Source organism: Streptomyces sp. NPDC034037, assembly GCF_055575715.1.
In genome coordinates, this window is record NZ_JBVISC010000007.1 from 1 (window position 1) to 25143 (window position 25143).

At 73.4% G+C, this 25143-nt stretch carries 19 protein-coding genes, 1 rRNA gene and 1 pseudogene; 15 read left to right on the plus strand and 6 right to left on the minus strand.

All coding sequences use genetic code 11. The annotated features are described in order from the left end of the window. Positions 1 to 201: 201 nt before the first annotated feature. The 3 genes and pseudogenes from rrf to ACZ516_RS23985 all read left to right on the plus strand — a co-directional run bounded on the left by rrf (position 202) and on the right by ACZ516_RS23985 (position 2447). Positions 202 to 318 (plus strand): 5S ribosomal RNA (gene rrf, locus ACZ516_RS23975). Positions 319 to 650: 332 nt separating this feature from the next. Continuing rightward, positions 651 to 1259 (plus strand): annotated as a pseudogene (locus ACZ516_RS23980) (hypothetical protein); the annotation flags it as partial. Between the two features lie 447 nt (positions 1260 to 1706). Next, positions 1707 to 2447, plus strand: a complete 741-nt coding sequence (locus ACZ516_RS23985; protein ID WP_358588247.1) for a hypothetical protein — start codon at positions 1707 to 1709, stop codon at positions 2445 to 2447. Positions 2448 to 2550: 103 nt separating this feature from the next. On the opposite strand, the gene ACZ516_RS23990 is transcribed toward ACZ516_RS23985, so the two are convergent. Then, complete coding sequence (locus ACZ516_RS23990) at positions 2551 to 3834, minus strand: DUF1015 domain-containing protein (RefSeq protein ID WP_469011617.1); 1284 nt, start codon at positions 3832 to 3834, stop codon at positions 2551 to 2553. A gap of 72 nt (positions 3835 to 3906) precedes the next feature. Here ACZ516_RS23990 and ACZ516_RS23995 point away from each other — a divergent pair, with 72 nt between their 5' ends. Next, positions 3907 to 4959, plus strand: coding sequence for an HAD hydrolase-like protein (locus tag ACZ516_RS23995; protein ID WP_469011618.1), 1053 nt, complete (start codon positions 3907 to 3909; stop codon positions 4957 to 4959). 30 nt (positions 4960 to 4989) lie between these two features. Here ACZ516_RS23995 and ACZ516_RS24000 read toward each other — a convergent pair whose 3' ends face one another. Continuing rightward, positions 4990 to 5889: a siderophore-interacting protein gene (locus ACZ516_RS24000; RefSeq protein ID WP_361088133.1), complete on the minus strand. Its 900-nt coding sequence runs from the start codon at positions 5887 to 5889 to the stop codon at positions 4990 to 4992. A 52-nt stretch (positions 5890 to 5941) separates the two neighbouring features. Here ACZ516_RS24000 and ACZ516_RS24005 point away from each other — a divergent pair, with 52 nt between their 5' ends. From ACZ516_RS24005 to ACZ516_RS24015, 3 genes are all read left to right on the plus strand, one after another. Next, complete coding sequence (locus tag ACZ516_RS24005; RefSeq protein WP_358588233.1) at positions 5942 to 6985, plus strand: FecCD family ABC transporter permease; 1044 nt, start codon at positions 5942 to 5944, stop codon at positions 6983 to 6985. Continuing rightward, positions 6982 to 8010: a FecCD family ABC transporter permease gene (locus ACZ516_RS24010; protein ID WP_358588231.1), complete on the plus strand. Its 1029-nt coding sequence runs from the start codon at positions 6982 to 6984 to the stop codon at positions 8008 to 8010. The genes ACZ516_RS24005 and ACZ516_RS24010 overlap by 4 nt, the downstream gene beginning before the upstream one ends. Before the next feature lie 64 nt (positions 8011 to 8074). After that, positions 8075 to 8887 carry an ABC transporter ATP-binding protein gene (locus tag ACZ516_RS24015; protein WP_469011619.1) on the plus strand — a complete coding sequence of 271 codons (813 nt, stop codon included), beginning with the start codon at positions 8075 to 8077 and terminating at the stop codon, positions 8885 to 8887. Here ACZ516_RS24015 and ACZ516_RS24020 read toward each other — a convergent pair. Beyond that, complete coding sequence (locus tag ACZ516_RS24020) at positions 8871 to 9218, minus strand: alkyl sulfatase C-terminal domain-containing protein (RefSeq protein ID WP_361088143.1); 348 nt, start codon at positions 9216 to 9218, stop codon at positions 8871 to 8873. The two genes, ACZ516_RS24015 and ACZ516_RS24020, sit on opposite strands and share 17 nt — an antisense overlap. Before the next feature lie 42 nt (positions 9219 to 9260). Between ACZ516_RS24020 and ACZ516_RS24025 the strand changes: the two genes are divergently transcribed. The 3 genes from ACZ516_RS24025 to ACZ516_RS24035 are packed head-to-tail and all read left to right on the plus strand — an operon-like array spanning position 9261 to position 11309. Next, complete coding sequence (locus ACZ516_RS24025) at positions 9261 to 9569, plus strand: hypothetical protein (RefSeq protein ID WP_358588224.1); 309 nt, start codon at positions 9261 to 9263, stop codon at positions 9567 to 9569. Between the two features lie 7 nt (positions 9570 to 9576). Next, positions 9577 to 10392 carry a TlyA family RNA methyltransferase gene (locus ACZ516_RS24030; protein WP_358588221.1) on the plus strand — a complete coding sequence of 272 codons (816 nt, stop codon included), beginning with the start codon at positions 9577 to 9579 and terminating at the stop codon, positions 10390 to 10392. Between the two features lie 11 nt (positions 10393 to 10403). Beyond that, positions 10404 to 11309, plus strand: coding sequence for an NAD kinase (locus ACZ516_RS24035; RefSeq protein ID WP_469011620.1), 906 nt, complete (start codon positions 10404 to 10406; stop codon positions 11307 to 11309). A 99-nt stretch (positions 11310 to 11408) separates the two neighbouring features. Here ACZ516_RS24035 and ACZ516_RS24040 read toward each other — a convergent pair whose 3' ends face one another. Beyond that, the gene (locus ACZ516_RS24040) at positions 11409 to 12767 is read right to left on the minus strand and encodes an FtsX-like permease family protein (RefSeq protein WP_469011621.1); all 1359 of its coding nucleotides are present in this window, start codon (positions 12765 to 12767) and stop codon (positions 11409 to 11411) included. Positions 12768 to 13008: 241 nt separating this feature from the next. On the opposite strand from ACZ516_RS24040, the gene recN reads away from it, so the two are divergent. Beyond that, on the plus strand, positions 13009 to 14736 hold the full coding sequence (gene recN, locus ACZ516_RS24045; protein WP_361088185.1) for a DNA repair protein RecN: 1728 nt from the start codon (positions 13009 to 13011) through the stop codon (positions 14734 to 14736). Positions 14737 to 15042: 306 nt separating this feature from the next. Next, positions 15043 to 16206 carry a glycosyltransferase family 4 protein gene (locus ACZ516_RS24050; RefSeq protein ID WP_469011622.1) on the plus strand — a complete coding sequence of 388 codons (1164 nt, stop codon included), beginning with the start codon at positions 15043 to 15045 and terminating at the stop codon, positions 16204 to 16206. Between the two features lie 18 nt (positions 16207 to 16224). Here the strand turns inward: ACZ516_RS24050 and ACZ516_RS24055 are convergent, their stop codons facing one another. Then, on the minus strand, positions 16225 to 17859 hold the full coding sequence (locus ACZ516_RS24055) for a PucR family transcriptional regulator (RefSeq protein WP_361088161.1): 1635 nt from the start codon (positions 17857 to 17859) through the stop codon (positions 16225 to 16227). Between the two features lie 153 nt (positions 17860 to 18012). Continuing rightward, on the minus strand, positions 18013 to 19842 hold the full coding sequence (locus ACZ516_RS24060; RefSeq protein ID WP_358587765.1) for a glycoside hydrolase family 15 protein: 1830 nt from the start codon (positions 19840 to 19842) through the stop codon (positions 18013 to 18015). A gap of 496 nt (positions 19843 to 20338) precedes the next feature. Here ACZ516_RS24060 and ACZ516_RS24065 point away from each other — a divergent pair, with 496 nt between their 5' ends. From ACZ516_RS24065 to ACZ516_RS24075, 3 genes are all read left to right on the plus strand, one after another. Then, positions 20339 to 22015, plus strand: coding sequence for a CTP synthase (locus ACZ516_RS24065; RefSeq protein ID WP_361088165.1), 1677 nt, complete (start codon positions 20339 to 20341; stop codon positions 22013 to 22015). Between the two features lie 128 nt (positions 22016 to 22143). Continuing rightward, positions 22144 to 22770 (plus strand): NUDIX hydrolase, encoded by a 627-nt coding sequence (locus tag ACZ516_RS24070; RefSeq protein WP_361088168.1) that lies wholly within the window; start codon positions 22144 to 22146, stop codon positions 22768 to 22770. 171 nt (positions 22771 to 22941) lie between these two features. After that, on the plus strand, positions 22942 to 25032 hold the full coding sequence (locus ACZ516_RS24075; protein ID WP_467466966.1) for a tetratricopeptide repeat protein: 2091 nt from the start codon (positions 22942 to 22944) through the stop codon (positions 25030 to 25032). Positions 25033 to 25143: the final 111 nt, after the last annotated feature.

Genomic DNA, 25143 nt, shown 5'->3' on the forward strand with positions numbered 1-25143 from the left:
AGATCTGGAAGCCCGGTAACGGGTGGAGGTGACTGGTACTAATAGGCCGAGGGCTTGTCCTCAGTTGCTCGCGTCCACTGTGTTGGTTCTGAAACAACGAACAGTTGTGTCGGCTGAACAGCGTCACTATCTAAATTGAAAAGTGTGCTTGTTCGCTGCCCTGTTTGAGATCCTGCGTCTTCGTAGGATATTTCATAGGGTTTCGGTGGTCATAGCGTGAGGGAAACGCCCGGTTACATTCCGAACCCGGAAGCTAAGCCTCAAAGCGCCGATGGTACTGCAGGGGGGACCCTGTGGGAGAGTAGGACGCCGCCGAACAATCTTTGGAGGACCCCTGGTCCCAGCGTCCAACGCTGGGACCAGGGGTCCTTTTGTTTTGTCGAAGCGCGCCGGCACCCCGGCTGCGCGAGAATGACTGCGGTACCGAAGACTAGGAGTCACCGATGTCCACCAACTCTCCCGACGAGCGACCGGGGCGCGACCAGCGCGGCCGGGACGGTGGCGACCGGGGCGGATACCGCGGGGCTCCACGGCGGGACGACCGCGGTGGCGACCGTGGTGGCTTCCGCCGCGATGACCGTCGCGACGACAACCGTGGCGGCGGTGGCTTCCGTGGCCGCGACGATCGGCGTGACGACCGCCGTGAGGGCGACCGGGATCGTGGCGCGCGTCCGCCCTTCCGCCGCGACGAGCGGCCCAGCGGGCCCCGCCGCGACGACAACCGTGGTGGTGGCGGCGGTGGCTTCCGCCGTGATGAGCGGCGTGACGGCGACCGTCCCGCCTTCCGTCGCGACGACCGGCGTGACGACAGCCGAGGTGGGGAGCGCCCCGACCGGGGTGGTTTCCGCCGGGACGACAACCGTGGCGGCGGCGGCTTCCGTGGCCGCGACGAGCGGCCCAGCGGCCCCCGTCGCGACGACACCCGTGGTGGCGACAACCGTGGCGGTGGCTTCCGTCGTGACGGCGACCGTCCCGCCTTCCGTCGCGATGACCGCCGTGATGACCGTCGGGACAACGACCGTGGCGGCGACCGCGGTGGCTTCCGTCGCGACGACAACCGTGGCGGCGGCTACCGCGGCCGTGACGAGCGCGACAGCGGAGGGCGTCCGCCGTTCCGCCGTGACGACCGGCCGACCAGTGGGCCCCGGCGCGACGACCGCCGGGATGACAACCGTGGCGGCGGTGGCTTCCGCCGTGACGGTGACCGTCCGGCCTTCCGGCGCGACGACCGGCCCAGCGGGCCCCGCCGCGATGACAACCGTCGCGACGACACCCGTGGTGGCGACAACCGTGGCGGTGGCTTCCGCCGTGACGGTGACCGTCCCGCCTTCCGCCGTGACGACCGGCGTGACGGTGACCGTCCCGCCTTCCGTCGCGACGACCGCCGTGATGACCGTCGGGACAACGACCGCGGCGGCGACCGTCCGGCCTTCCGCCGTGACGACCGCCGTGACGACCGTCGCGACGACACCCGTGGCGGTGGCTTCCGCAGGGACGACAACCGGGGCGGGGGCGGTTTCCGCGGCCGCGACGACCGTGCGCCGCGGCGTGACGACAACCGTGGCGGCGGACGCCCGGGCGGCTTCCACGGGCGGGACGACCGCCGGGATGACCGCCGCGACGACCGTCGGGACGGCGACCGCGGCGGGTACCGCGGCGGGCGTGACGACCGCGACCGGGACCGTGATCGCGAGCCCATCAGGCGGCTGCCCATCCCCGACGACGTCACCGGGCACGAGATCGACAAGGACGTCCAGCAGGAGCTGCAGAGCCTCCCGAAGGGCCTTGCCGAGGACGTCGCCAGGAACCTGGTGATGGTCGCCAAGCTCATCGACGAGGAGCCCGAGCAGGCGTACGCCTACTCCAAGATCGCCCTGCGGCTGGCCTCCCGGGTCGCGGCCGTGCGCGAGGCCGCCGGCTTCGCCGCGTACGCGAACCAGAAGTACAGCGAGGCGCTCGCGGAGTTCCGGGCCGCGCGGCGGATGACCGGCAGCGTCGAGCTGTGGCCCGTCATGGCGGACTGCGAGCGCGGGCTCGGGCGGCCCGAGAAGGCGCTGGAGATGGCCGGCGCGCCCGAGGTGCACAAGCTCGACAAGGCGGGACAGGTCGAGATGCGGCTCGTCGCCGCCGGGGCCCGCCGTGACATGGACCAGATCGACGCGGCCATCGTCACCCTGCAGAGCCCCGAGCTGGCCTCGAACTCCGTGCAGCCCTGGACCGCGCGGCTGCGCTACGCGTACGCCGACGCGCTGCTGGCCGCCGGCCGCGAGGACGAGGCGCGGGAGTGGTTCGCGAAGGTCATCGAGTCCGACAAGGACGGCAGCACCGACGCGTCGGACCGCCTCGCCGAGCTGGACGGCGTCGAGTTCGTGGACGCTCTCGGTGACGACGAGACCCACGACGACGCTCCCGTGGCCAGGGAAGAGCCGGCGGACGACGAGGACTGAGGTCCGCGCCGCCCTGACCGGTGACTGAAACGCAGACGGGCGGGACTCCCCAAGGGGGGTCCCGCCCGTTTTCGTATGCCCGGGACCGGAGTCGGGACCGGGGTCAGAAGGCGAGGGCGCGCAGGACCAGGCCCGTGGCCGGCTTCGGGCCGAACGACGTGGACTTGCGGGGCATCGTGACGCCCTGACGGGCCAGCTCGCGGACGACCTCCTCGCGCACCGGGTGCATGAGGACCGCCGTCCCGCCGTCGCGCTCGGCCTTCTCGACGGTCGCCGCGGTGTCATGGATATAGGCGATGTGCTCGGGGGCGTCCGGGATCCGCCAGACGTGGTCCAGCAAAGTGGCGTGCAGGACCGTCGCGTCCAGGGTGCGCCAGGCCTGCGGATAGTCGCCGGGGATCGTACGGTCCAGGAGCTCCGGGGACGGGCTGTCGACGAGGTGGAAGGCGCCGTCGCCCGCGAGGACGAAGGCGTTCCCCTTGGCGGCGGCCCGCGACAGGGCGTCGAGCGCCTGGTCGAGGGAGCCCTCGACGGTGCGCACGCGGAAGGAGTCCCCGAGCGCGGCCAGGGCCTCGGGCACCGGCAGCCGGTGGAGGTAGCGGTGGATGGCACGGACGCGCAGGGGATAGCGGGCGGTGTCCACGAGGAGGACCAGGCCGTAGTCCCAGGCGCTGGGCGAGGGGTGCTCGGCCCGCAGCCGCAGATTGGTCGCCCAGCGGTGATGCCCGTCGGCGATGAGCGCCTGGTGGGAGGCCAGATCTGACTGGATCTCGGCGATCTCCGCGGGATCCGTGACGGACCACAGGCGGTGCCGGAATCCGTCCTCGGTGGTCGTCGCGAGGAGCGGCTCGCGCTCGGCCGTGCGTTCGATGGCCGCTATTGCGCCGGTGGCCCCGTCGCCGCTGTCGCTGCGGTAGGTCAGCAGGAGCGGTTCGAGGTTGGCGCGGGTCGCCCGCATGAGGGCGGCGCGGTCCTCGACGACGTGGGGCATGACGTCCTCGTGGGGGAGGACGACGCCGTCTGCGGCCTCGGAGAGGCGGAGCGCGCCGATGAGGCCGCGCTGGAGGATCTCGCCGTCCCGCTGTTCGTACACGTACAGGCTCGGCTCGTCGTCGGGCGCGAGGATGCCCTCGTTGAGCCAGCCGCGCAGGGTGTCCGCCGCCTGCTGGTTGCGGGCCGCCGGTGTGGTGGCCTGCGGGAGGATCAGCCGGACGATGTTGTGCGGGTCGGCGGACTCCAGGTGGAGCAGGCCGTCGGGGCGCACGACCACGTCGTACGGGGGTGAGGTCACCGCGGCCAGACTGCCGACCTGTTCGGGGACGTAGCGCACGCCCCGGAACGGGATCAGGTCGAGGCCCGCTGCGTCCGTGTGACCCGCTGTGTTCATTGGGGCATCGTATGTGTGTCAGTGGCATGAGCGATGATCGGGGGAGTGGTATCGAGCGAGGAGCGATGTGTAATGAGCCAGAGTGCAGGCCCGGGCGCGGGCGGGGGCGTAAGGACACGGCCCGACGGCAGCAGCCGGGCGCTGAGCGAGGCCTATGACACGGCGCTGCTCGACCTGGACGGGGTGGTGTACGCGGGCGGTCATGCCATCGCCCACGCCGTCGAGTCCCTCGGCAGCGCGCGCGAGGGTGGGATGCACCTCGCGTACGTGACGAACAACGCGCTGCGTACGCCGGACGCGGTGGCGGAGCATCTGACCGAGCTGGGCATCGCGACCGGGTCGTCGGACGTCATCACCTCGGCGCAGGCCGTCGCCCGGCTGGTGAGCGAGCAAGTGCCCGAGGGGTCGCGGGTGTTGGTGATCGGCGGTGACGGGCTGCGGGTCGCGCTGCGGGAGCGGGGGCTGCGGCCGGTCGAGTCGGCGGACGATGATCCGGTGGCGGTCGTGCAGGGGTACGGCGGCCCTGACCTGGCGTGGGGGCGCTTCGCCGAGGCCAGTTACGCGATCGCGGCCGGTCTGCCGTGGTTCGCGTCGAACACCGACCTGACGATCCCGAGCGCGCGGGGCATCGCGCCCGGCAACGGCGCGGCGGTCGAGGTCGTCCGCATCGCCACGGGCGCCGAGCCGCAGGTGGCGGGCAAGCCGCTGCCGCCGATGCACCGGGAGACGATCCTGCGCACGGGGGCGAAGCGGCCGCTGGTCGTGGGCGACCGGCTGGACACGGACATCGAGGGGGCCTTCCACGGCGAGGTGGACTCCCTGCTGGTGCTCACGGGCGTCACGGACGGCGCGCAGCTGCTCGCCGCCCGGCCGGAGCACCGGCCGACGTATGTGGACGCCGATCTGCGCGGGATGCTCACCGGACAGCCCGAAGTCTCCTCGGACGAGGGCGGCTTCGGCTGCGGCGGGTGGACGGCGTCGGTGCGCGGCGGCGAGCTGACGCTGGACGGCGAGGGCGAGCCCATGGACGGTCTGCGGGCCCTGTGCGCCGCCGCCTGGACGCAGGCGGGGGACGGCACCTGCGAGGCGGACGGCAGCAAGGCCCTGGCGCGGCTGGGGCTGTAACGGCTGAGGGCTTAGGGCCTCTGGGGGTCCTTACGGGGCCTCGTCGCGGGCGATCAGCTCGTCCGTGGTCGTGTCCTTGCGCCAGTAGCCGGAGAACGCCACCCGCTTGCGGTCGAAACCGCGCTCGCCGACGAGGTGACGGCGTACGGCCTTGACGGTCGCGGACTCGCCGGCGATCCAGGCGTAGGGCGTGCCCTCGGGGAGGTCCGCGCCCCGGACCGCGTCCGTGGTGGCGCCCTCCCGGGTGAGCCAGTGGATCTCGGCGTCGGCCCGGGTGGGCAGGGGCTGCTGTTCGGCGAGGTCGTGGACCTCGATCCACACGCGCGCCGGCAGCCCGGCCGGGAGTGTCTCGAGGATGCCCGCGACGGCCGGGAGCGCCGACTCGTCGGCGGTGAGCAGCAGCCAGTCGGTGTCGCGCGGCGGCCGGAAGTCGTAGGCGGCGTTCTCCGCGTCGGTCGGGGCGAGCACGCCGATCCGGGCCCCGGGCCGCGCCGTCCGCGCCCAAGCGGTGGCCGGGCCGTCGGCGGGCGAGGGCTCGGCGCGGTGCACGGCGAAGTCGACGACCAACTCGCCTGTGTCGCGGCGCAGGTCGCGGGTCGTGTACGTCCGCATGATGCCCCGCACCGACGGGTCGAGGGCGCACCACGCCGCGTACCACTGGACCGGGTCGCCGCCGGAGGTGTCCGGCATGACCGGGGCGTCCTGGCCCGGCTGCGGCAGGAAGATCTTGATGCGCTGGTCCCGGCCGGCCGAGGCCATCCGCGCGAGATCCGGGCCGCCGAGAACCACGCGGATCATGGCGGGGGTGAGGTGTTCGGTGCGCAGGACCTCGACGTCGAAGTACCGGTAGGGGGAGTCGGTCACGGCCTGAGCCGCTTCGACGTCACCGCCGCGGCGGCGGGTCGGCGAGGGGGAGGGGCTGGTGGACATGGTGGCGCTTCTCTCGTCGAAGTCCAGTGCGAGGGTAGGCTAACCTAACCTGGTGTTGGTCGACAGTCCCCCAGAACCCCGCGCGGAGACCGCTCCCGCGCCGCCGAAACACCGCACACTGCGCAGCGTCGGGCTGCTCGTCTCGGTGGCCGTGCTCCTGCTCGTCTTTCTGACGAGCATCGCGGTCGGCGCCAAATCCATGCCCCTGGACCAGGTCTGGCACGGGCTGTTCCACGACTCGGGGACGTACGGAGACGTCGTCGTCGGCGAGCGGTTGTCGCGCAGCCTGCTCGGGCTGCTCGCCGGTGTCGCGCTCGGGCTCTCCGGCGCCGTGCTGCAGGCGCTCACCCGCAATCCGCTGGCCGACCCCGGACTGCTCGGCATCAACCTCGGCGCGTCGTCGGCGGTCGTCAGCGCGATCAGCTTCTTCGGCGTCACCTCGCTGAGCGGCTATGTGTGGTTCGCCTTCCTCGGGGCGTCGCTCGTCGGCGTCCTGCTCTACGTCCTCGGTGGCGCGCGCGGCGCGACACCCGTGCGGCTCGCGCTCGCCGGCACCGCGATCAGCGCCGCGCTCTACGGCTATCTCCAGGCCGTCATGATCATGGACGGGGCCGCGCTCAACAAGATGCGGTTCTGGACGGTCGGTTCGCTGGCCTCCGCCACCATGGACACCATCCAGCAGGTGCTGCCCTTCCTCGCGGTCGGCACCGTGCTCGCCCTCGGCCTCGCCCGGCCGCTCAACGCCATGGCCATGGGCGACGACACCGCCCGCGCGCTCGGCGCCCACCTCACGCGCACCCGCGCCCTGTCGATGGCGGCGGCGACGCTGCTGTGCGGGGCCGCGACCGCCGCCTGCGGGCCCATCATGTTCGTCGGCCTGATGGTGCCGCACATCGTGCGCTCCTTCACCGGCCCCGACATGCGCTGGATCCTGCCGTACGCGGCCGTCCTCTCGCCGGTGCTGCTGCTCGGCGCGGACGTCGTCGGGCGGGTCGTGGCGCGGCCCTCGGAACTCCAGGTGGGCATCGTGACCGCGGTCATCGGCGCGCCCGTCTTCATCTTTCTCGTACGGCGGCGGAAGGTGGCCCAGCTGTGAAGGCGATACGCACCAACGGCGGCCTCTCCGTGCGCCTCGACGTCCGCACGGCCGTGGTCTGCGCCCTGCTCCTGGTCGCCGCGCTCACCGCGAGCGTCGTCCTGATCGGCACCGGCGACTTCGCGATCCCGGCCGCCGACGTCATCCGCACACTGCTCGGGAACGGCGACGCGGGGCAGGAGTTCATCATCAACGACCTGCGGCTGCCGCGGGTCCTCGTCGGGCTCCTGGTGGGCGCCGCCCTCGGGCTCGGCGGCGCGCTCTTCCAGTCCATCGCCCGCAACCCGCTGGGCAGTCCGGACGTGCTCGGCCTCGGTCAGGGGGCGACCGCCGGGGCGCTCACCATGATCGTCCTCTTCAAGGGCAGCGCGGTCGAGGTCGCGGGCGGCGCGCTCGTCGGCGGCCTCGTCACCGGCGTCGCCATCTATCTGCTCGCCTGGAAGCGCGGGGTGCACGGCTACCGGCTCGTGCTCGTCGGCATCGGCGTCTCCGCCTTCATCACGGCCGTCAACGGCTATCTGCTGACCAAGGCGGACTTCGTCGACGCCGCCCGCGCCGTGGTCTGGATGACCGGCTCCCTCAACGGCCGCGACTGGCAGCAGGTCTGGCCGCTGCTCGTGCTCTGCGCCGCCCTCGTGCCGCTCGTCCTGGTGTACGGGCGCCCGCTGCGGATGCTGGAGATGGGCGACGACGTCGCCGGCGCGCTCGGCGTACCCGTCGAACGCACCCGCGCCGTGCTGCTCACCGCCTCCGTGCTGCTCACCGCGGCCGCGACCGCCGCCGCCGGGCCGGTCAGCTTCGTCGCCCTCACCGCGCCCCAGCTGGCCCGGCGCCTGACGCGCTCGCCGGGGCCGAACCTCATGCCGTCGATGTTCATGGGCGCCGCTCTCCTGGTCGTCGCGGACCTGGCCTCGCAGCGGGCCTTCGGCGCGGACCAGCTGCCCGTCGGCGTCGTCACCGGCGTCCTCGGCGGCGTCTACCTGCTGTGGCTGCTCGTCACCCAGCGCAAGGCGGGCCGGATATGAGACCCCGCCGCGACCCCCTGTCACCCACGACTGCGTACCACCCCCCGACCAGGAGCGTGCTGCTGTGAACCGGCTCATCGCCGACGACGTCACCCTCGGCTACGACCAGCGCGTCATCGCGGAGAAGCTGTCCGTCGAGATCCCCGACCACTCCTTCACCGTGATCGTGGGCCCCAACGCCTGCGGCAAGTCCACGCTCCTGCGCGCCCTGTCCCGGATGCTCAAGCCCTCCGCCGGACGCGTGCTGCTCGACGGGAACACCATCCACTCGATGCCCGCGAAGAAGGTCGCCAAGACCCTCGGCCTGCTGCCGCAGTCGTCCATCGCGCCCGACGGCATCACCGTCGGCGACCTCGTCGCGCGCGGCCGCTACCCCCACCAAGGACTCCTGCGCCAGTGGTCGCCGGAGGACGAGCGGATCGTGGCCGAGTCGATGGAGGACACGGGCGTACGCGAACTCGCCGACCGCTACGTGGACGAGCTGTCCGGCGGGCAGCGTCAGCGCGTGTGGATCGCGATGGCGCTCGCCCAGCAGACCCCGCTGCTGCTCCTCGACGAGCCGACGACGTTCCTCGACATCCAGCACCAGCTCGACGTCCTCGACCTGTGCGCCGAACTCCACGAGAAGCAGGGCCGCACCCTCGTCGCCGTCCTGCACGACCTCAACCACGCGGCGCGCTACGCCACGCACCTCATCGCCCTGCGCGACGGCGCGGTGCTCGCCGAGGGCGCGCCGTCGGACATCGTCACCGCCGAGTTGGTCGAGCAGACGTTCGGCATCAAGTGCCGGATCATCGAGGACCCGGAGAGCGGGACGCCGCTGGTGATCCCGGCCGCCCGCGCGGGACGGCGCACGCCGGCTACAGCAACGATCTGAGCTTGAGCAGGTCCCGGAAGCCCGCCTCCAGCCTGACCCGGCCACCGGCCCAGGCCTTCGCGAAGTTCAGCTCGCCGGCCACCAGCGCCACCAGGTCGTCCCCGGTCATCGCGAGGCGGATCTCCGCCTTGTCGCGGGGCGGGCCGGGGTGGCTGTCGAGCACCGTGATCCGGCCGTTCTCGAGCCGGCCCACGAAGGTGACGTCGAGGTCGGTGACGCGGCAGCTCAGCGAGCGGTTCAGGGCAGCGGCGCCGCGCACGTCGCCGTCGGCGGACGCGAGAGTGTCCGAGAGTCTGTCGAGTGCCGCGCGGCACTCCGCCATGGTCGCCATCGTGATCGACGGTACCGCAGCCCTTCGGGGTAGCGTCGTGGCATGAGCGACTCTCACGCGGGCCCCGGAGCAGGGGAGGCGGTGGAGCCGGACCCTAGGGTTCCGGACGAACCGTCGTACGACCCCGCCGCCCCCGCGCCCCTCGGCGTCGAGCGCACCCCCACCGGCAACGCCGACGTGGACCCGCTCCTGGCCCGGCTCGGGGACGCGGACCACCTCGCCACCGACGGCCACATCGAGGTGTACGAGGATGTACACCAGGGTTTGCGCGACGCGCTGACCGCGCTCGACGCGCGCCCCGGCCCACCGGCCCCCACCGGCAAGCCGTCACCCTCGTCTGACAGGAGCTGAACCGAACGTGGCAGGAGTGGCACGACGCCGCCTCGACGCCGAGCTCGTCCGCCGGAAGCTCGCGCGCTCGCGCGAGCACGCGAGCCAGCTGATCGCCGCAGGCCGGGTCTCGGTCGGCAAGACCGTCGCGACCAAGGCCGCGACCCAGGTGGAGACGGCCGCCCCCATCGTGGTCACGCAGGACGACAGCGACCCCGACTACGTCTCACGCGGCGGCCACAAACTCGCGGGCGCCCTCGCCGCCTTCGGGCCGCAGGGGCTCGTCGTCGAGGGGCGGCGCGCGCTGGACGCGGGCGCGTCCACCGGTGGCTTCACGGACGTCCTGCTGCGCGCCGGCGCCGCGCACGTCGTCGCCGTCGACGTCGGCTACGGCCAGCTCGCCTGGTCGCTGCAGAGCGATGACCGGGTCACCGTGAAGGACCGGACGAACGTACGCGAGTTGACGCTCGAAGCGATCGACGGCGTGCCCGTCGACATCGTCGTCGGCGACCTCTCCTTCATCCCGCTCGGCCTGGTGCTGCCCGCCCTGGTGCGGTGCGCGGCCCCCGACGCGGACCTGGTGCTCATGGTGAAGCCGCAGTTCGAGGTGGGCAAGGAGCGGCTCGGCAGCGGCGGTGTGGTGCGCAGCGCCGAACTGCGGGCCGACGCCGTGCGCGGCGTCGCACGCCAGGCGTGGGGGCTCGGTCTCGGGGTGCGCGGGGTGACCGCGAGCCCGCTGCCGGGGCCCTCGGGGAATGTCGAGTACTTTCTGTGGCTGCGCGCCGGGGCCGACGAGCTGGACCCGGCGGACGTTGACCGTGCCGTGGCGGAGGGGCCCCGTTGACCCAGACCCGAGTGACCCAGACCGATGCGCGTACCGTTTTCCTGCTCGCGCACACCGGACGGCCCGCGGCCATCCGCAGTGCCGAACTCGTCGTCCAAGGGCTGCTGCGCAGCGGCATCGGCGTACGTGTCCTGGAGGCCGAGGCCGCCGACCTGCCACTGCCCTCCGCCGTCCAGACGGTGCGGGAGGCCACCGCCGACTGCATCGACGACTGCGAGCTGATCGTCGTCCTCGGAGGCGACGGCACGCTGCTGCGCGGCGCCGACTTCGCGCGGGCCTCCGGGGTGCCCATGCTCGGCGTCAACCTCGGGCGCGTGGGCTTCCTCGCCGAGGCCGAGCGCGACGACCTGGACAAGGTCGTCGACCGGGTGGTGTCCAAGTCGTACGAGGTCGAGGAGCGCATGACGATCGACGTCATCGTGCACCGCAACGGCGACATCGTGCACCGCGACTGGGCGCTGAACGAAGCCGCCGTCCAGAAGGTGTCGCCCGAGCGGATGCTGGAGGTCGTCCTGGAGATCGACGGCCGGCCGGTCACCGGCTTCGGCTGCGACGGCATCGTCTGCGCGACCCCGACCGGTTCGACGGCGTACGCGTTCTCCGCAGGCGGGCCCGTGGTGTGGCCGGAGGTGGAGGCGCTGCTCATGGTGCCGATCAGCGCCCACGCCCTGTTCGCCAAGCCGCTGGTGACCTCCCCGGACTCGGTGCTCGCCGTCGAGGTCCAGCCGCACACGCCGCACGGGGTGCTGTGGTGCGACGGGCGGCGGACCGTCGAACTGCCCTCCGGGGCGCGGGTGGAGGTGCGCCGGGGCGCGGTGCCGGTGCGGCTCGCGAGGCTGCACCAAGCCTCGTTCACCGACCGGCTCGTCGCCAAGTTCGCCCTGCCCGTGTCGGGTTGGCGGGGAGCGCCGCACTAGGTCGTGTGGTGAAAGTCCCGTCTGCCCGGCGACGCCTGGCCCGCCCTGCGGGCGGACGACGCTGCTTTCACCACACGCCCTAGCTCCGCGACGGCTCCCTCACGTCCTGCCGACCACCGATATCGCCCGTCGGCGCATGACGGCGTGCACCGGGAGGCCGGTGGCGAGCAGGGTCAGCAGCAGCGTGCCCGCCGCGATGCCGACGGGGACGGCCCACGGCAGATACGGCAGTGCCGAGCCGAACGCGGTGCTGAGGATCGGCGCCAGCGTGCCGAGCGCGATAGCGCCGCCGAGCAGCAGCGCGGTGGCGGCGACGACCCCGGCCTCCCAGGCCGCCATGGCCCGCACCTGGGCGCGCCGGCTGCCGACCACCCGCAGCAGTGCCACGTCGCGGCGGCGCTCGAAGGAGATCATGGCGAGGGTGTTCGCCGCGGCGATGGCGGCGAAGCCGGCGTAGAGCCCCGTGCCGACGTAGTCCAGCCATACCTCGCCCGCGCCGCCCGCCGAACCCGTGCGGTGCCGGGCGGTCGTACGCATGCCGATCTTGGTGAGGCCGAAGCCGACGACCAGGGTGAGGGGGACCACCGCGGCGGAGAAACGGCGGGGCTGCGAGCGGACGTTGAGCATCGCCAGGCGGGCGCTCGGGCCGAATCGGCCGACCAGCGCCGACACCGCCCACGCCGCGGGGCCGATGAGGCGCGGCCCCAGCAGCCCGGCGCCCACGCAGAACAGGATGAGCACGAGGAAGGCGCCCTCGCCCGCCTCGGCCGCGGGCCGCTTCGACAGGAGCACCGACACGAAGCACGCCCCCACGACCGCGAGCACCCCGAGCAGCGCCCGCGGCACGCCGAGCCCGCGCCGGCCGGTCGATGCTTCCGACAGTGCGCGGGCCGGCCGGAGCAGGGAGAAGCGCAGCGCCGACAGGAGGGCCGCGAGCGTCGTCGTCACCACCGCCACGCCCACGCACACCGGCAGCGCGACCCAGCCGAACCGGAACACGGCCTCGGCGGGGAGCAGCCCATGGGCGACCATGCCGGCGTGCCACCAGCGGGCGCCGACACCACCGAGGGCGAAGCCGAGGAGCGCGGCGGGGACGGACGCGGCCAGGGCCTGGACGGCCACCGCGCGGCGGATCTGACGGGGCCTGGCGCCGATCGAGCGCACCATCGCCAACTCGCGGTGCTGCTGCGCGACGGCGGTGCCCATGGTCGAGACGACCACGAAGATCGACATGTAGACGGAGCCGATCAGCAGGACGATCGCCATGTCGCCCACGCCGCTCTCCCTGATCTGCCGCCGCGCCGGGGCCGGGAGCCCGCTGGTGCCGCCGGCGCCGGTCGTGCCGAGCATCATCGTGGACGCGCTCACCACCGTCGCCGCGAAGAGGGCCGCCACCGCGGTGCCCACGAACGCCGGGCGGTGCGCGCGCAGCGCCGCCAGTGCCAGTCCTGTCGCCATGTCGATCATGGTCTCGCCGGGGGACCGCCCACCACCATGCGGCGGGCCGGTGGATCGTACGGGGGATAACCCCACCCCGCCCCGCGAGGCTTCGCGCCGCTCCCGAGGGGTTTCGCGCCCACTCCCGCGAGTGACAGCGGGCACAATGGCGCCGCCGCCACCTGCGCCTTCGCGCCCGGAGCGCAGGGTCCGTCGCAGACCGGGCCGCTGACCTCGTAAGGTCTTGTCCGTGTTGGAGGAGATGCGGATACGGTCGCTCGGAGTCATCGACGACGCGGTCGTCGAGCTGTCGCCAGGGTTCACCGCCGTGACGGGTGAGACCGGCGCGGGCAAGACGATGGTGGTCACGAGCCTTGGCCTGCTGCTCGGCGGGCGCGCGGACCCCGCCCTGGTGCGGATCGGCGCGAAGTCGGCGGTGGTGGAGGGCCGCATCGCTGTGCCCGCCGACTCGTCGGCGGCCGTGCGCGCGGAGGAGGCCGGTGCCGAACTGGACGACGGGGCGCTGCTGATCAGCCGTACCGTCTCGGCGGAAGGGCGCTCCCGGGCGCACCTGGGCGGACGCTCGGTCCCGGTGGGCGTGCTCGCCGAACTCGCCGACGACCTGGTCGCCGTGCACGGCCAGACCGACCAGCAGGGCCTGCTGAAGCCCGCCAGGCAGCGCGGCGCCCTCGACCGGTACGCGGGCGACGCGGTCGCCGTGCCGCTCGCCAAGTACACGGCCGCCTACCGCAGGCTGCGGGCCGTCACCACCGAGGTCGAGGAGATCACCACGCGCGCGCGGGAGCGTGCCCAGGAAGCGGATCTGCTGCGCTTCGGCCTCGAAGAGATCGGGGGCGTCGAACCGCGGGCCGGCGAGGACACCGAACTCGCCGCCGAGGCCGAGCGGCTCGGGCACGCCGAGGCCCTCGCCTCCGCCGCCACGTCCGCGCACGCCGCCCTCGCGGGCAACCCCGAGGACCCGGAGGTCGTCGACGCCGCCACGCTCGTCGCGGGTGCCTCCAGGGCCCTGGAGGCCGTACGCGCGCACGACCCCGCCCTGTCCGCGCTCGCGGAGCGCCTCGGGGAGATCGGGATCCTGCTGAGCGATGTGGCGGGTGAGCTCGCCGGATACGCCGACGACCTCGACGCCGATCCGCTGCGGCTGGCCGCGGTCGAGGAGCGGCGGGCGGCGCTGACCCAGCTCACCCGGAAGTACGGCGCCGACATCGACGCCGTGCTCGCCTGGGCAGAGGAGGGCGCCGCGCGCCTGACCGAGCTGGAGGGCGACGACGACCGGCTGGACGAGCTGATCGCCGAGCGGGACGCGCTGCGGGTCGAACTGGCGGGGCTCGCGCAGGCCTTGACCGACGCGCGCCAGGAGGCCGCCTCGCGGTTCGCGGCGGCCGTCACCGAGGAGCTCGCCTCGCTGGCGATGCCCCACGCGCGCGTGTCGATCGCCGTCAGCAGCACGGAGGTGCCCGAGGGGGCCGACGGCGTCGTGGTCGACGGCCGCACGGTCGCCTACGGCCCGGCGGGCGTCGACGAGGTGGAGCTCCTCCTCGCGCCGCACCCCGGAGCGCCCGCCCGGCCCATCGCCAAGGGCGCCTCGGGCGGTGAGCTGTCGCGCGTGATGCTCGCCGTCGAGGTGGTCTTCGCGGGCACGGACCCGGTCCCCACCTACCTCTTCGACGAGGTCGACGCGGGTGTCGGCGGCAAGGCCGCGGTCGAGATCGGCCGGCGCCTCGCGCGGCTGGCCAAGTCGGCGCAGGTCGTGGTCGTCACGCATCTGCCGCAGGTCGCCGCGTTCGCCGACCGGCAGCTGCTGGTCGAGAAGACGAACGACGGCATGGTGACGCGCTCCGGGGTCCAGGTCCTGGAGGGCGAGGCCCGGGTGCGGGAGCTCTCGCGGATGCTGGCGGGCCAGGAGGACTCGGAGACGGCACGGGCCCACGCGGAGGAACTCCTGGCCACCGCCAGGGGGGACGGCTAAGGCCCCCTCCGGTCGGACCCCGCCAAGGTGTGCGGGCAGCCACCGGACACCCGCGGACGCGTCTGCTCAGTGACACGGCAGGCGCGTCCGCGGCTTTTCTCGGGCTGGCGGGCAGTTTCCCCGCGCCCCTGACAGGGCACCTCCCCTCACCCGTGTGGGTGATTGCGTTCCGGGAGTTGTCCCACCGGACACGGCAGGGACCTTTCGGCAGTGCCGCAACGGCCACCCCGGCTGGCATCCTTGGCGCAACGCCCAAGCACCGCACCGCACCGCCCCGCCCGACGCAGAGTCAGGAGCCCCGGCCGCGTGAGCCACGTGAGCAGCCATTCGCCGCACGGACAGACACCGCACGGGCGGACGCCGCTGCACACCGTTCACGTACTCGGCGGCGCCGGCGCGGGCAGCTGCGCGCACGTCAGATCGCTGGCCGCGGGCCTCGCCGCCCGGGGCGTACGGGTCACGGTGTGCGCCCCCGAGGAGGCCGCCCGCGCCTACGACTTCCCCGGCACGGGCGCCCGCCACGTCCACGTGCCGCGCAGCGGGGACCCCGCTTCCGTGGCCGCCCTCCGCGTGGCCTGCGCCGACGCCGACCTCGTGCACGCGCATGGGCTGCACGCCGCCTTCCGTGCCGCCCTGGCGCTGACCGGGCGCCGCACGCCGCTTGTCGTCACCTGGCACGGCCACGGGCCGGCGGCCGGCGCCCGCGCCCGCCTCCTGCGGGTGCTGGAGCGGCGCGTGGCCAAGGCCGCCGCCGTGGTCCTCGCCGCCTCGTCCGACCTCGTCGACCGGGCCCGCGCCAGAGGCGCGAGGGACGCCCGCCTCGCCGCCGTCGCGCTGCCGGCGCCCGCCCCCGCCGCCCCGCCCGCCGCCCACGAGGAGGAGCCGGACCGTCTCCGGCACAAGGCCCGTGCCGAACTGGGCGCGGTGGACCGCCCGTTGGTGCTGGCCGTCGGCGCCCTGGAACGGGACCGCGGCTACGGCATACTCCTCGACGCCACCCGCGCCTGGCGGCATCTGGACCCGCCGCCGCTCCTCGTCGTCGCCGGGGAGGGCCCCGAGCGCAGCGTCCTCCAGCGCCGTATCGAGGACGAGCGGCTCCCCGTCCGGCTGGTCGGGCGGCGCGACGACGTGCCGGACCTGCTCGCCGCCGCCGACATCGCGGTGCTGCCCGGCAGCCCGCAGTCCCGCTCCGTCCTCGCCCAGGAAGCCCTCCACGCGCGCGTGCCACTGGTCGCGGCAGCGGTCGACGGCATCCCCGAACTGGTCGGCGACGGCGCCGAACTCGTCCCCCAGCAGGACGCCGAGGCCTTCGCCACCGCCGTCGTACGCCTGCTCGCGGACCCGGCGCGCAGGGCGGAACTGCGGGACAGGGGCACGGCCCAGGCGGCCGGCTGGCCGACCGAGGACGACACCGTCACCCAAGTCCTCAGCGTCTACGACGAGTTGACCCAGCCCGTGCCCTACAGCTGAGGACCGGCGCGCACGGCCCTACGTCACATGACGGCGGGCCCGCAGCGCCAGGCTCAGCGCCAGGACCGTCTGCGGGTCGTCGAGGTCCGTGCCGAGCAGCTCGCTGATCCGGGCGAGGCGGTTGTACAGGGTCTGCCGGTTCAGATGCAGCTCGCGCGCCGTCTCCGCCTTGCGGCCCGCGTGCGCCAGATACGTCTGGAGGGTGGGCAGCAGCGGTGGCTTCGAACGCTGGTCGTGGGTGCGCAGCGGGCCGATCGCCCGGTCCACGAACGCCGCGAGGTCGGGATGGTCGCGGAGCCGCCACAGCAGCAGGTCGATGTCCAGGCGCCGCGCGTCGTACCAGGGCCGGTCGGTCAGGCCCTGCGCGGCCGTCGCCGTCTCGGCCGCGTGCCGCAGCCCCGCCGAGGCCGCCGCCCAGCCGCCCGCGACGCCGACCACGACGACCGGCGGCTGAGCCCCGGGCCGCTGCATCCCGGCCCGCTCCACGCCGGCCCGCAGCGCGGCCGCGACCCGGTCGGCCACCGCCGTGCGCTCCGACTCCGACCGCAGACCGAGCAGCAGGGGCACCCGGCCCTCGACAGGACGCACACCGAGCAGCACCGGCACGCCCACCGACGCCAGCTCCTCCGCGACCGCCCGCGCCAGCACCGCCCAGCCGCCGCCGGTCGGCAGTCCGTCCGCGAGCCGCATCACCACCGGGAGCAGCGGGCTGCCCGCCGGGCCCGGCCGGAAGCCGAGGACGCGGGCCTGCGCCGGGGCGTCGTCGGCCTTGATGCGCCCCTCCGCGAGGTCGGTGAGGAAGTCACCGCGGCCGCGCGCCGCCAGCTCTTCTTCCTGACGGGCCTGCATCAGCACCACCGCGAGGCTGCTCGCCGCCCGCTCCGCCGCGATGCGGTGCACCGGCAGCGGCGCCGCCTCCACCGCGAGCAGCACCAGACGGGCCCGCACCGAGCCCGCGCCCGGCCCGCCCCCGGGCACGTCGACGAGGACCGCGCCGGCCGGCGGGCCGTCCCGGTCGACGGTCCGGCCGCGCAGGCCCTCCCACACCTGGAGCGGGTCCGCGCACTCGGTGCCCGCCCCGGCGGCGTACAGGAGCTGCCCGTCCGCCGTCTCCAGGAACACCGGGTTGCCGCTGAACTCGGCGAGGATGCCGAGGACCTGCGGCACACCGCCGCCGCCCAGCAGCGCCTCCGTGCACCGCCGGTGCACCTCCTCGGCCCGCTGGAGCAGCGCGTAGTGGCCGTTGACGATCTCCGTGTGCACCTCTTCGGTGACCGTCACGAACGGCACCTCCCGGTGCAGTTGCACCAGCGGGAGACCGGCGGACCGCGCCGTCTCCACGATCGCCGCGGGCAGCCGGGCGAAGCGCGGCCCCAGCTCGACCACCAGCGCCGCGATGCCCCGCTCGGCGAGCTTGCGCACGAAGGCCCGCTGCTCGGCCGGGCGCGCCCCGAGCCCGAGCCCCGTGGTGAGCAGCAGCTCGCCGCCCTTGAGCAGCGAGGCGATGTTGGGCACCTCGCCCGCGTGCACCCACCGCACCGTCCGCTGCAGCCGGTCCGCGCCCGCGACGACCTCGGGGAGGCCGCCGCGCAGTCCCGGAAGTTCCAGCGCGCGCTGCACGGTGATGCCGCCCCGAGTGCCCTGACTGTCCATGGCGCGGACGCTACCGGGGCGCGCGCCGCCGGAACATCTCCGACGGGCCCAGGCGGCGGGCGGCGGGCGCCGCCGGGGCGCAACTCGTCGCCCCGGCGCGGGAAATTGCGTACTTCGCTGCTGCTTGTGGCGTATGTCACGCCATAGGGAGGGCTAGCCCCCGTACGCCCCCGAGGCGGTCAGCCGCAGGGCCGTGTCGATCAGCGGCACGTGGCTGAACGCCTGCGGGAAGTTGCCGACCTGGCGCTGCGCCGCGGAGTCCCACTCCTCGGCGAGCAGTCCCAGGTCGTTGCGGAGGGCCAGCAGCTTCTCGAAGAGCTTGCGCGCCTCGTCCACCCGGCCGATCATCGCCAGGTCGTCGGCGAGCCAGAACGAGCACGCGAGGAACGCGCCCTCGTCGCCCTCCAGGCCGTCCAGGTTCTCGTCGTCGCCGGACGTCGGGTAGCGCAGGATGAAGCCGTCCGGCGTGGACAGCTCCCGCTGGATCGCCTCGATCGTGCCGATCACGCGCTTGTCGTCGGGCGGCAGGAAGCCCATCTGCGGGATCAGCAGCAGCGAGGCGTCCAGTTCCTTGGAGCCGTAGGACTGCGTGAAGGTGTTGCGCTCCGGGTCGTAACCCTTCTCACACACGTCCCGGTGGATGTCGTCGCGCAGCTCGCGCCACTTCTCCAGCGGGCCGTCCGCCTCCCCGGACTCCAGGAGCTTGATGGTCCGGTCGACGGCGACCCAGGCCATCACCTTGGAGTGCACGAAGTGGCGGCGCGGGCCGCGCACCTCCCAGATGCCCTCGTCCGGCTCGTCCCAGTGGTCCTCCAGGTAGCGGATCAGCTTGAGCTGGAGCAGCGAGGCGTAGTCGTTGCGGGCCAGGCCCGTCATGTGCGCCAGGTGCAGCGCCTCGGTGACCTCGCCGTACACGTCCAGCTGGAGCTGGTGGGCCGCGCCGTTGCCCGCCCGGACCGGCTGGGAGCCCTCGTACCCGGGCAGCCAGTCCAGCTCGGTCTCGCCCAGCTCGCGCTCGCCCGCGATGCCGTACATGATCTGGAGGTTCTCCGGGTCGCCCGCCACCGCCCGCAGCAGCCACTCGCGCCAGGCGCGGGCCTCCTCGCGGTAGCCGGTGCGCAGCAGCGACGACAGCGTGATCGCCGCGTCCCGCAGCCAGGTGAAGCGGTAGTCCCAGTTGCGCGAGCCCCCGATGTCCTCGGGCAGCGAGGTGGTGGGCGCGGCGACGATGCCGCCGGTCGGCGCGTACGTGAGCGCCTTCAGGGTGATCAGGGAGCGGACCACGGCCTCGCGGTAGGGCCCGTGGTACGTGCAGTGCTCGACCCAGTCGCGCCAGAAGTCCTCCGTGGCGGTCAGCGCCACCTCGGGCTCCGGCAGGGGCGGCTGCTGCTTGTGCGAGGGCTGCCACGAGATGGTGAACGCGATCCGCTCACCCGGGGCGACGGTGAAGTCCGAGTACGTGGTGAGGTCCTTGCCGAAGGTCTCGGCCTCGGTGTCCAGCCACACGGAGTCGGGGCCCGCCACGGCCACCGTGCGCCCGTCCACCTTGTGCACCCAGGGCACCACGCGCCCGTAGCTGAAGCGCATCCGCAGCGTCGAGCGCATCGGCACCCGGCCGCTGACGCCCTCGACGATCCGCACCAGCTGCGGGGCGTCGTTGTCGCGCGGCGGCATGAAATCGATCACGCGGACGGTGCCGCGTGGGGTATCCCACTCCGATTCGAGCACCAGGGAGTCGCCGCGGTAGGTGCGGCGGGCAGCCGTCGGGGGCTGCCCCTTGGGGTCGTACGCGGGCCCGAGGCGCCAGAAGCCGTGCTCCTCGGTGCCCAACAGGCCGGCGAAAACGGCGTGGGAGTCGAAGCGGGGCAGGCACAGCCAGTCGACTGTGCCGTCCCGGCAGACCAGGGCAGCGGTCTGCATGTCTCCGATGAGTGCGTAGTCCTCGATGCGCCCGGCCACGTGCATCTCCAGTCGAACGGCCACGTTCGCCCCGCGGGGCGCTTACTTACTTAATCAGCGGTCAAGTGATCGTTGCCGAGCGCTTGTTCCGGGTGCAAGGCGGGGTGGTGCCGTGTGCCGGATGGGGCTCGGCAGCGAGTGTCCGAGCAGGATACGACGCAGGTCGATGATCTGCGCGCCCCTCCCGGCAACGAGGCGCCGCCGAACGGGTGAGCGGCAGGTGGGAGGTGGTGTCCGATGGTATGCGAGGGTCCCGCGGGGGGAGCGCGGGTGTGCGGATCCTGTGACCGCGGGGTGTGTGCCGGTGACGGTGGGGTGGGTGCCCGGTGGCGGAGCGTGGCCCCCCGCCCGGCGGCGGCGTCGCCCGGAAGCGGGTCCGTTCTGTCGCTGATACCCTGGTAGCCCGTGAGCCGGTGGTCATAGAACCCCCGAACCGCAGCGACGGCGCCTCCCCCAGAATCCCCGGTGAGGCCGCCGGTACGCACCTCCAGACCGCGACCACGGGAGCCCCCTCTTGGCCATGCAGCCCAAATCCAGGACGACCAAGCACATCTTCGTCACCGGGGGTGTCGCCTCCTCCCTCGGCAAGGGTCTGACTGCCTCCAGCCTGGGTGCGCTCCTCAAGGCGCGTGGCCTGCGCGTCACGATGCAGAAGCTCGACCCGTACCTGAACGTCGACCCGGGCACGATGAACCCCTTCCAGCACGGTGAGGTGTTCGTCACCAACGACGGCGCCGAGACCGACCTGGACATCGGCCACTACGAGCGCTTCCTCGACGTCGACCTCGACGGCTCGGCGAACGTGACCACCGGCCAGGTCTACAGCCAGGTCATCGCCAAGGAGCGCCGCGGCGAGTACCTCGGCGACACCGTGCAGGTCATCCCGCACATCACCAACGAGATCAAGCACCGCATCCGCCGCATGGCGACCGACGACGTCGACGTCGTCATCACCGAGGTCGGCGGCACGGTCGGCGACATCGAGTCGCTGCCGTTCCTGGAGACGGTCCGCCAGGTCCGCCACGAGGTCGGCCGCGACAACGTCTTCGTGGTGCACATCTCGCTGCTGCCCTACATCGGCCCCTCCGGCGAGCTGAAGACCAAGCCCACCCAGCACTCGGTGGCCGCCCTGCGCAACATCGGCATCCAGCCGGACGCCATCGTGCTGCGCGCCGACCGCGAGGTCCCGACCGCCATCAAGCGCAAGATCTCGCTGATGTGCGACGTCGACGAGGCCGCCGTGGTCGCCGCCATCGACGCCAAGTCGATCTACGACATCCCGAAGGTGCTGCACACCGAGGGCCTGGACGCCTACGTCGTGCGCAAGCTCGACCTGCCCTTCCGGGACGTCGACTGGACCCAGTGGGACGACCTGCTCGACCGCGTGCACAACCCGCGGCACGAGGTCACCGTCGCGCTGGTCGGCAAGTACATCGACCTGCCCGACGCCTATCTGTCGGTGACCGAGGCCATGCGCGCCGGCGGCTTCGCGAACAAGGCCCGCGTCAAGGTCAAGTGGGTCACCTCCGACGACTGCAAGACCCCGGCGGGCGCCGAGAAGCAGCTCGGCGACGTCGACGCGATCCTCATCCCGGGCGGCTTCGGCGAGCGCGGTGTCGACGGCAAGGTCGGCGCCATCCGGTACGCCCGCGAGAACAAGGTGCCGCTGCTCGGCATCTGCCTGGGCCTGCAGTGCATCGTCATCGAGGCCGCCCGCAACCTCGCGGACATCCCGGACGCCAACTCCACCGAGTTCGACGCGGCCACCGGCCACCCGGTGATCTCCACCATGGCCGAGCAGCTCGACATCGTCGCCGGTGAGGGCGACATGGGCGGCACCATGCGTCTTGGCATGTACCCGGCCAAGCTGGCCGAGGGCTCCATCGCGCGCGAGGTGTACGACGGCAAGGAGTACATCGAGGAGCGCCACCGCCACCGCTACGAGGTGAACAACGCCTACCGCGCGGACCTGGAGAAGAAGGCCGGGATCCTGTTCTCCGGCACCTCCCCGGACGGCAAGCTCGTCGAGTACGTCGAGTACCCCCGCGAGGTGCACCCCTACCTCGTCGCCACCCAGGCCCACCCGGAGCTGCGCTCGCGCCCCACGCGTCCGCACCCGCTCTTCGCCGGTCTGGTGAAGGCGGCCGTCGAACGCCAGGAGCGCGCGGCCAAGCCGGCCGCCGAGGCCGGTGCGTGACGACGGACGCCGGTAGCGGCGGACGCCGGGTCCGGTAAGCGACACCGGGGCGATACGGTTGCCGGGGTGCGCGCCTTTTGCGGCGCGTGCCCCGGTTTTCGTTTGCACGCGTGGGAGGACAGGGCGACATGACGATCAAGGACACCGCCGAGGAGTGGCAGGTCACGGCCACGGCCACCCCCTTCGTCGGGAACAAGACCTCCGTGCGCACCGACGACGTGCTCATGCCCGACGGCTCCGTCGTCCGCCGCGACTACCAGGTCCACCCGGGCTCGGTGGCCGTCCTCGCGCTCGACGAGGAGGGCCGCGTCCTGGTGATCCGCCAGTACCGCCACCCCGTGCGCCACAAGCTCTGGGAGATCCCCGCGGGCCTGCTCGACGTCCCCGGCGAGAACCCCCTGCACGCCGCGCAGCGCGAACTCTACGAAGAGGCGCACGTCAAGGCCGAGGACTGGCGTGTCCTGACCGACGTCTACACCTCGCCCGGCGGCTGTGACGAGGCCGTGCGCATCTTCCTCGCCCGCGACATCGCCGAGGCCGAGGGCGAGCGCTTCGAGGTCTTCGAGGAGGAGGCCGACATGGAGCTGACCCGCGTACCGCTGGACGAGCTGGTCCGCGCGGTGCACGCCGGTGAGCTGCACAACAACTGCCTGGTCGTGGGCGTCCTCTCGCTGTACGCGGCCCTGCGGGGCGACGGGGTCGACGCCCTGCGCCCGGCCGAGGCGCCCTGGCCCGCGCGCCCCTTCGAGGCCTGACCGCCAGGGGTCAGGCACGATCGGCCCCACCGGTATGACGATCTGCTGATCCGATCGGGGGACTTGTGCGCGCCGCCTGGCCGGGAGGGCCGCGAGCCCTGAACTAGGCTCTGAAAGCGTCCCGCCCGAAGTCCCGGCGGGTTCGTGCGCAGGCGGACGGGAGCGTGGCCCGTGACGGATCAGGCGGTCGACACCGACGGTACGGCGGCGGGTGGCGCGGTGCCCTCGCCCGCCGCCGCCCCGGAGCCGACAAGTGATCAGTTCGTCGGCCGGAGCCGGGAGTTGAAGGAACTCCGCGCGGACATCGGCCGGGCGGGCCTCGATACCCTCTCGGGCCGCAAGGCGCCCCGCGCCCGCGTGCTGCTCATCGCCGGCCGCCCCGGCTCCGGCCGCACCTCGCTCGCCGAGGAACTCGTGCGCCGGGTCACCGGCGACTACCCCGACGGCGTGCTGCGGGCCCGCCTCATGGAGCCCGACGGCGAGCGGGTGCCCACGGAACGCACCGCCCGCGACCTCCTCGACGCCCTCGCCGTCCCCGCACCGCCCGGCGCCCACGCGGACGACCTCTGCGCCCTGCTGCGGGACACCCTCAAGGACCGCAGGGCCCTGCTGCTCCTCGACGACGCGGTGGACGCCGAACAGGTCGACCCGCTGCTTCCCGACACCCCCGAGTGCCTTGTCGTCGCCGTCTCCGAGGGCCCGCTCACCGGCATCCCCGACGTACGGCCGTGCACCCTCGGCGGGCTGGACAAGGCGGCCGCAGTGCACCTGCTGGCCCGCGCCGCGGGACCGGTGCGCATCACCGTCGACCCGGGCTCGGCGGAATCCCTCGTGGAGGCCTGCGCGGCCCACCCCGCGGCCCTCGTCCTGGCCGGCGGCTGGCTGTCCGTGCGGCCCAAGGCGGCCCTCGCCGATCTCGCCAAGCGGGTGCACGACCTGCCCGACGAGGGCTCACCGCTGGCCCGCGTCTTCCGGCACACCTACGCCTCGCTCTCCGGCCCCTCCGCACGGGTCCTGCGCCTGCTCTCCCTCGCCCCCTCCGGCCACGTCGACCCGCACACCGCGTCCGCGCTCGCCGGCTGCTCGGTCTCCGGCGCCAAGGCCGCCCTGGACGACTTCGCCGCCCTCGGCCTCGTGCGCCGCGTGGGGTCCGCCGTGCCGCAGTACGAGGTGCCCGGCTGCCTGGTGCCGCTGCTCAAGGCCCTCACCGAGACCCAGGACCGCCCGGCCGAGCTGCAGCTGGCCCGCGCCCGGATGCTGGAGCGGACCGTACGGCTGCTCCAGTCCTGCCGGGCGGTCACCGAGCCGGACGCCTCCGCCGCCCGCAAGAAGCTCGCGGGCATGCCGCGCGCCCTGCGTTTCGAAGGTCCCGGCGCCGCCGAGGAGTGGCTGACGGTCCGCGAGCCCGCGCTGCTCGCCGCCGCCCGCCTCGCGGTGGCCGACGGGGACCTCGACACCCTGGCCCGGCGCCTGATGGCGGCCCTCACGCGGGCCCTCGTCGCCCACCGGGGCACCCAGGCGGCCGCCCCACGGCTGTGGGGCATCCACCAGCTGGTCCTGGACGTGGCCGAGCGGCGCGACCTGCCCCGCGAGAAGGCCGCCGCGCTGCTGAACCTCGCGGACATCGACGCGCAGACCGGCCGCACGCGCGAGGCGCTCGCGCGCTACCGGGCCGCTCTGGACGCGGGACGCGCGGCGGGCGACTTCTACGCCACCGGCCGCGCGATGGAATCCGTAGGCGGCGCCTACCAGGAGCTGGGGGACTTCTCCCGGGCCTCCGACTGGTTCGGCAGGGCGCTGGCCCAGCGCCTGGCCCGCGGCGAGCGCGCCGACGCCGCCCGCCTCTACGGCCGCATCGGCGCCGTGCACACCTACGCGGGACGCTACGGCGAGGCGCTGCGCAACTGGAGTTCGGCGGTCACGGGCCACCGCAAGAACGGCGATGTGGCCGCCCAGGCACGGGCGTTGAGCGAGATGGCGCGGGTGCAGGAGTACGCCGGCCGGCCCGAGGAGTCGCTGCGCACCTGCCAGGAAGCCGTCGAATGGGCGCGGCACGCGCAGGACGTACGCCTCCAGGCGGCTCTGCAGCTGCGCCTCGCCGACACCCTGGACCGGCTCGGCGACCCGACCGCCGCCCGGCTGCACCGAGGGGCCGCCGAGCGCATGCTGGGAGAGGAGTACCTGACGGCCGCCAGATTTGAATCGAACGGTGGAGCACCGTCTTCCGCCTACGAAATCCGCAGTGCATCCGCAGAGGATTGAAGTATTGAAAGGCTAGACAGCGAGAAATCCTTCATTAGACTGGCTCCGCCGCGTACATTCGTGGTGTCCCCCGTTGCGCCCTCGTGTGCACCGGTCTGCGTTGCATTGCCC

What these genes read in the sequence shown, in the direction of transcription:
- ACZ516_RS23990 (WP_469011617.1), bottom strand. Translation starts at nt 3,834, where the DNA reads ATGAACACAGCGGGTCACACGGACGCAGCGGGCCTCGACCTGATCCCG.
- ACZ516_RS23995 (WP_469011618.1), top strand. Translation starts at nt 3,907, where the DNA reads ATGAGCCAGAGTGCAGGCCCGGGCGCGGGCGGGGGCGTAAGGACACGG.
- ACZ516_RS24000 (WP_361088133.1), bottom strand. Translation starts at nt 5,889, where the DNA reads ATGTCCACCAGCCCCTCCCCCTCGCCGACCCGCCGCCGCGGCGGTGAC.
- ACZ516_RS24020 (WP_361088143.1), bottom strand. Translation starts at nt 9,218, where the DNA reads ATGGCGACCATGGCGGAGTGCCGCGCGGCACTCGACAGACTCTCGGAC.
- ACZ516_RS24025 (WP_358588224.1), top strand. Translation starts at nt 9,261, where the DNA reads ATGAGCGACTCTCACGCGGGCCCCGGAGCAGGGGAGGCGGTGGAGCCG.
- ACZ516_RS24040 (WP_469011621.1), bottom strand. Translation starts at nt 12,767, where the DNA reads ATGGCGACAGGACTGGCACTGGCGGCGCTGCGCGCGCACCGCCCGGCG.
- recN (WP_361088185.1), top strand. Translation starts at nt 13,009, where the DNA reads ATGCGGATACGGTCGCTCGGAGTCATCGACGACGCGGTCGTCGAGCTG.
- ACZ516_RS24055 (WP_361088161.1), bottom strand. Translation starts at nt 17,859, where the DNA reads ATGGACAGTCAGGGCACTCGGGGCGGCATCACCGTGCAGCGCGCGCTG.
- ACZ516_RS24065 (WP_361088165.1), top strand. Translation starts at nt 20,339, where the DNA reads ATGCAGCCCAAATCCAGGACGACCAAGCACATCTTCGTCACCGGGGGT.
- ACZ516_RS24070 (WP_361088168.1), top strand. Translation starts at nt 22,144, where the DNA reads ATGACGATCAAGGACACCGCCGAGGAGTGGCAGGTCACGGCCACGGCC.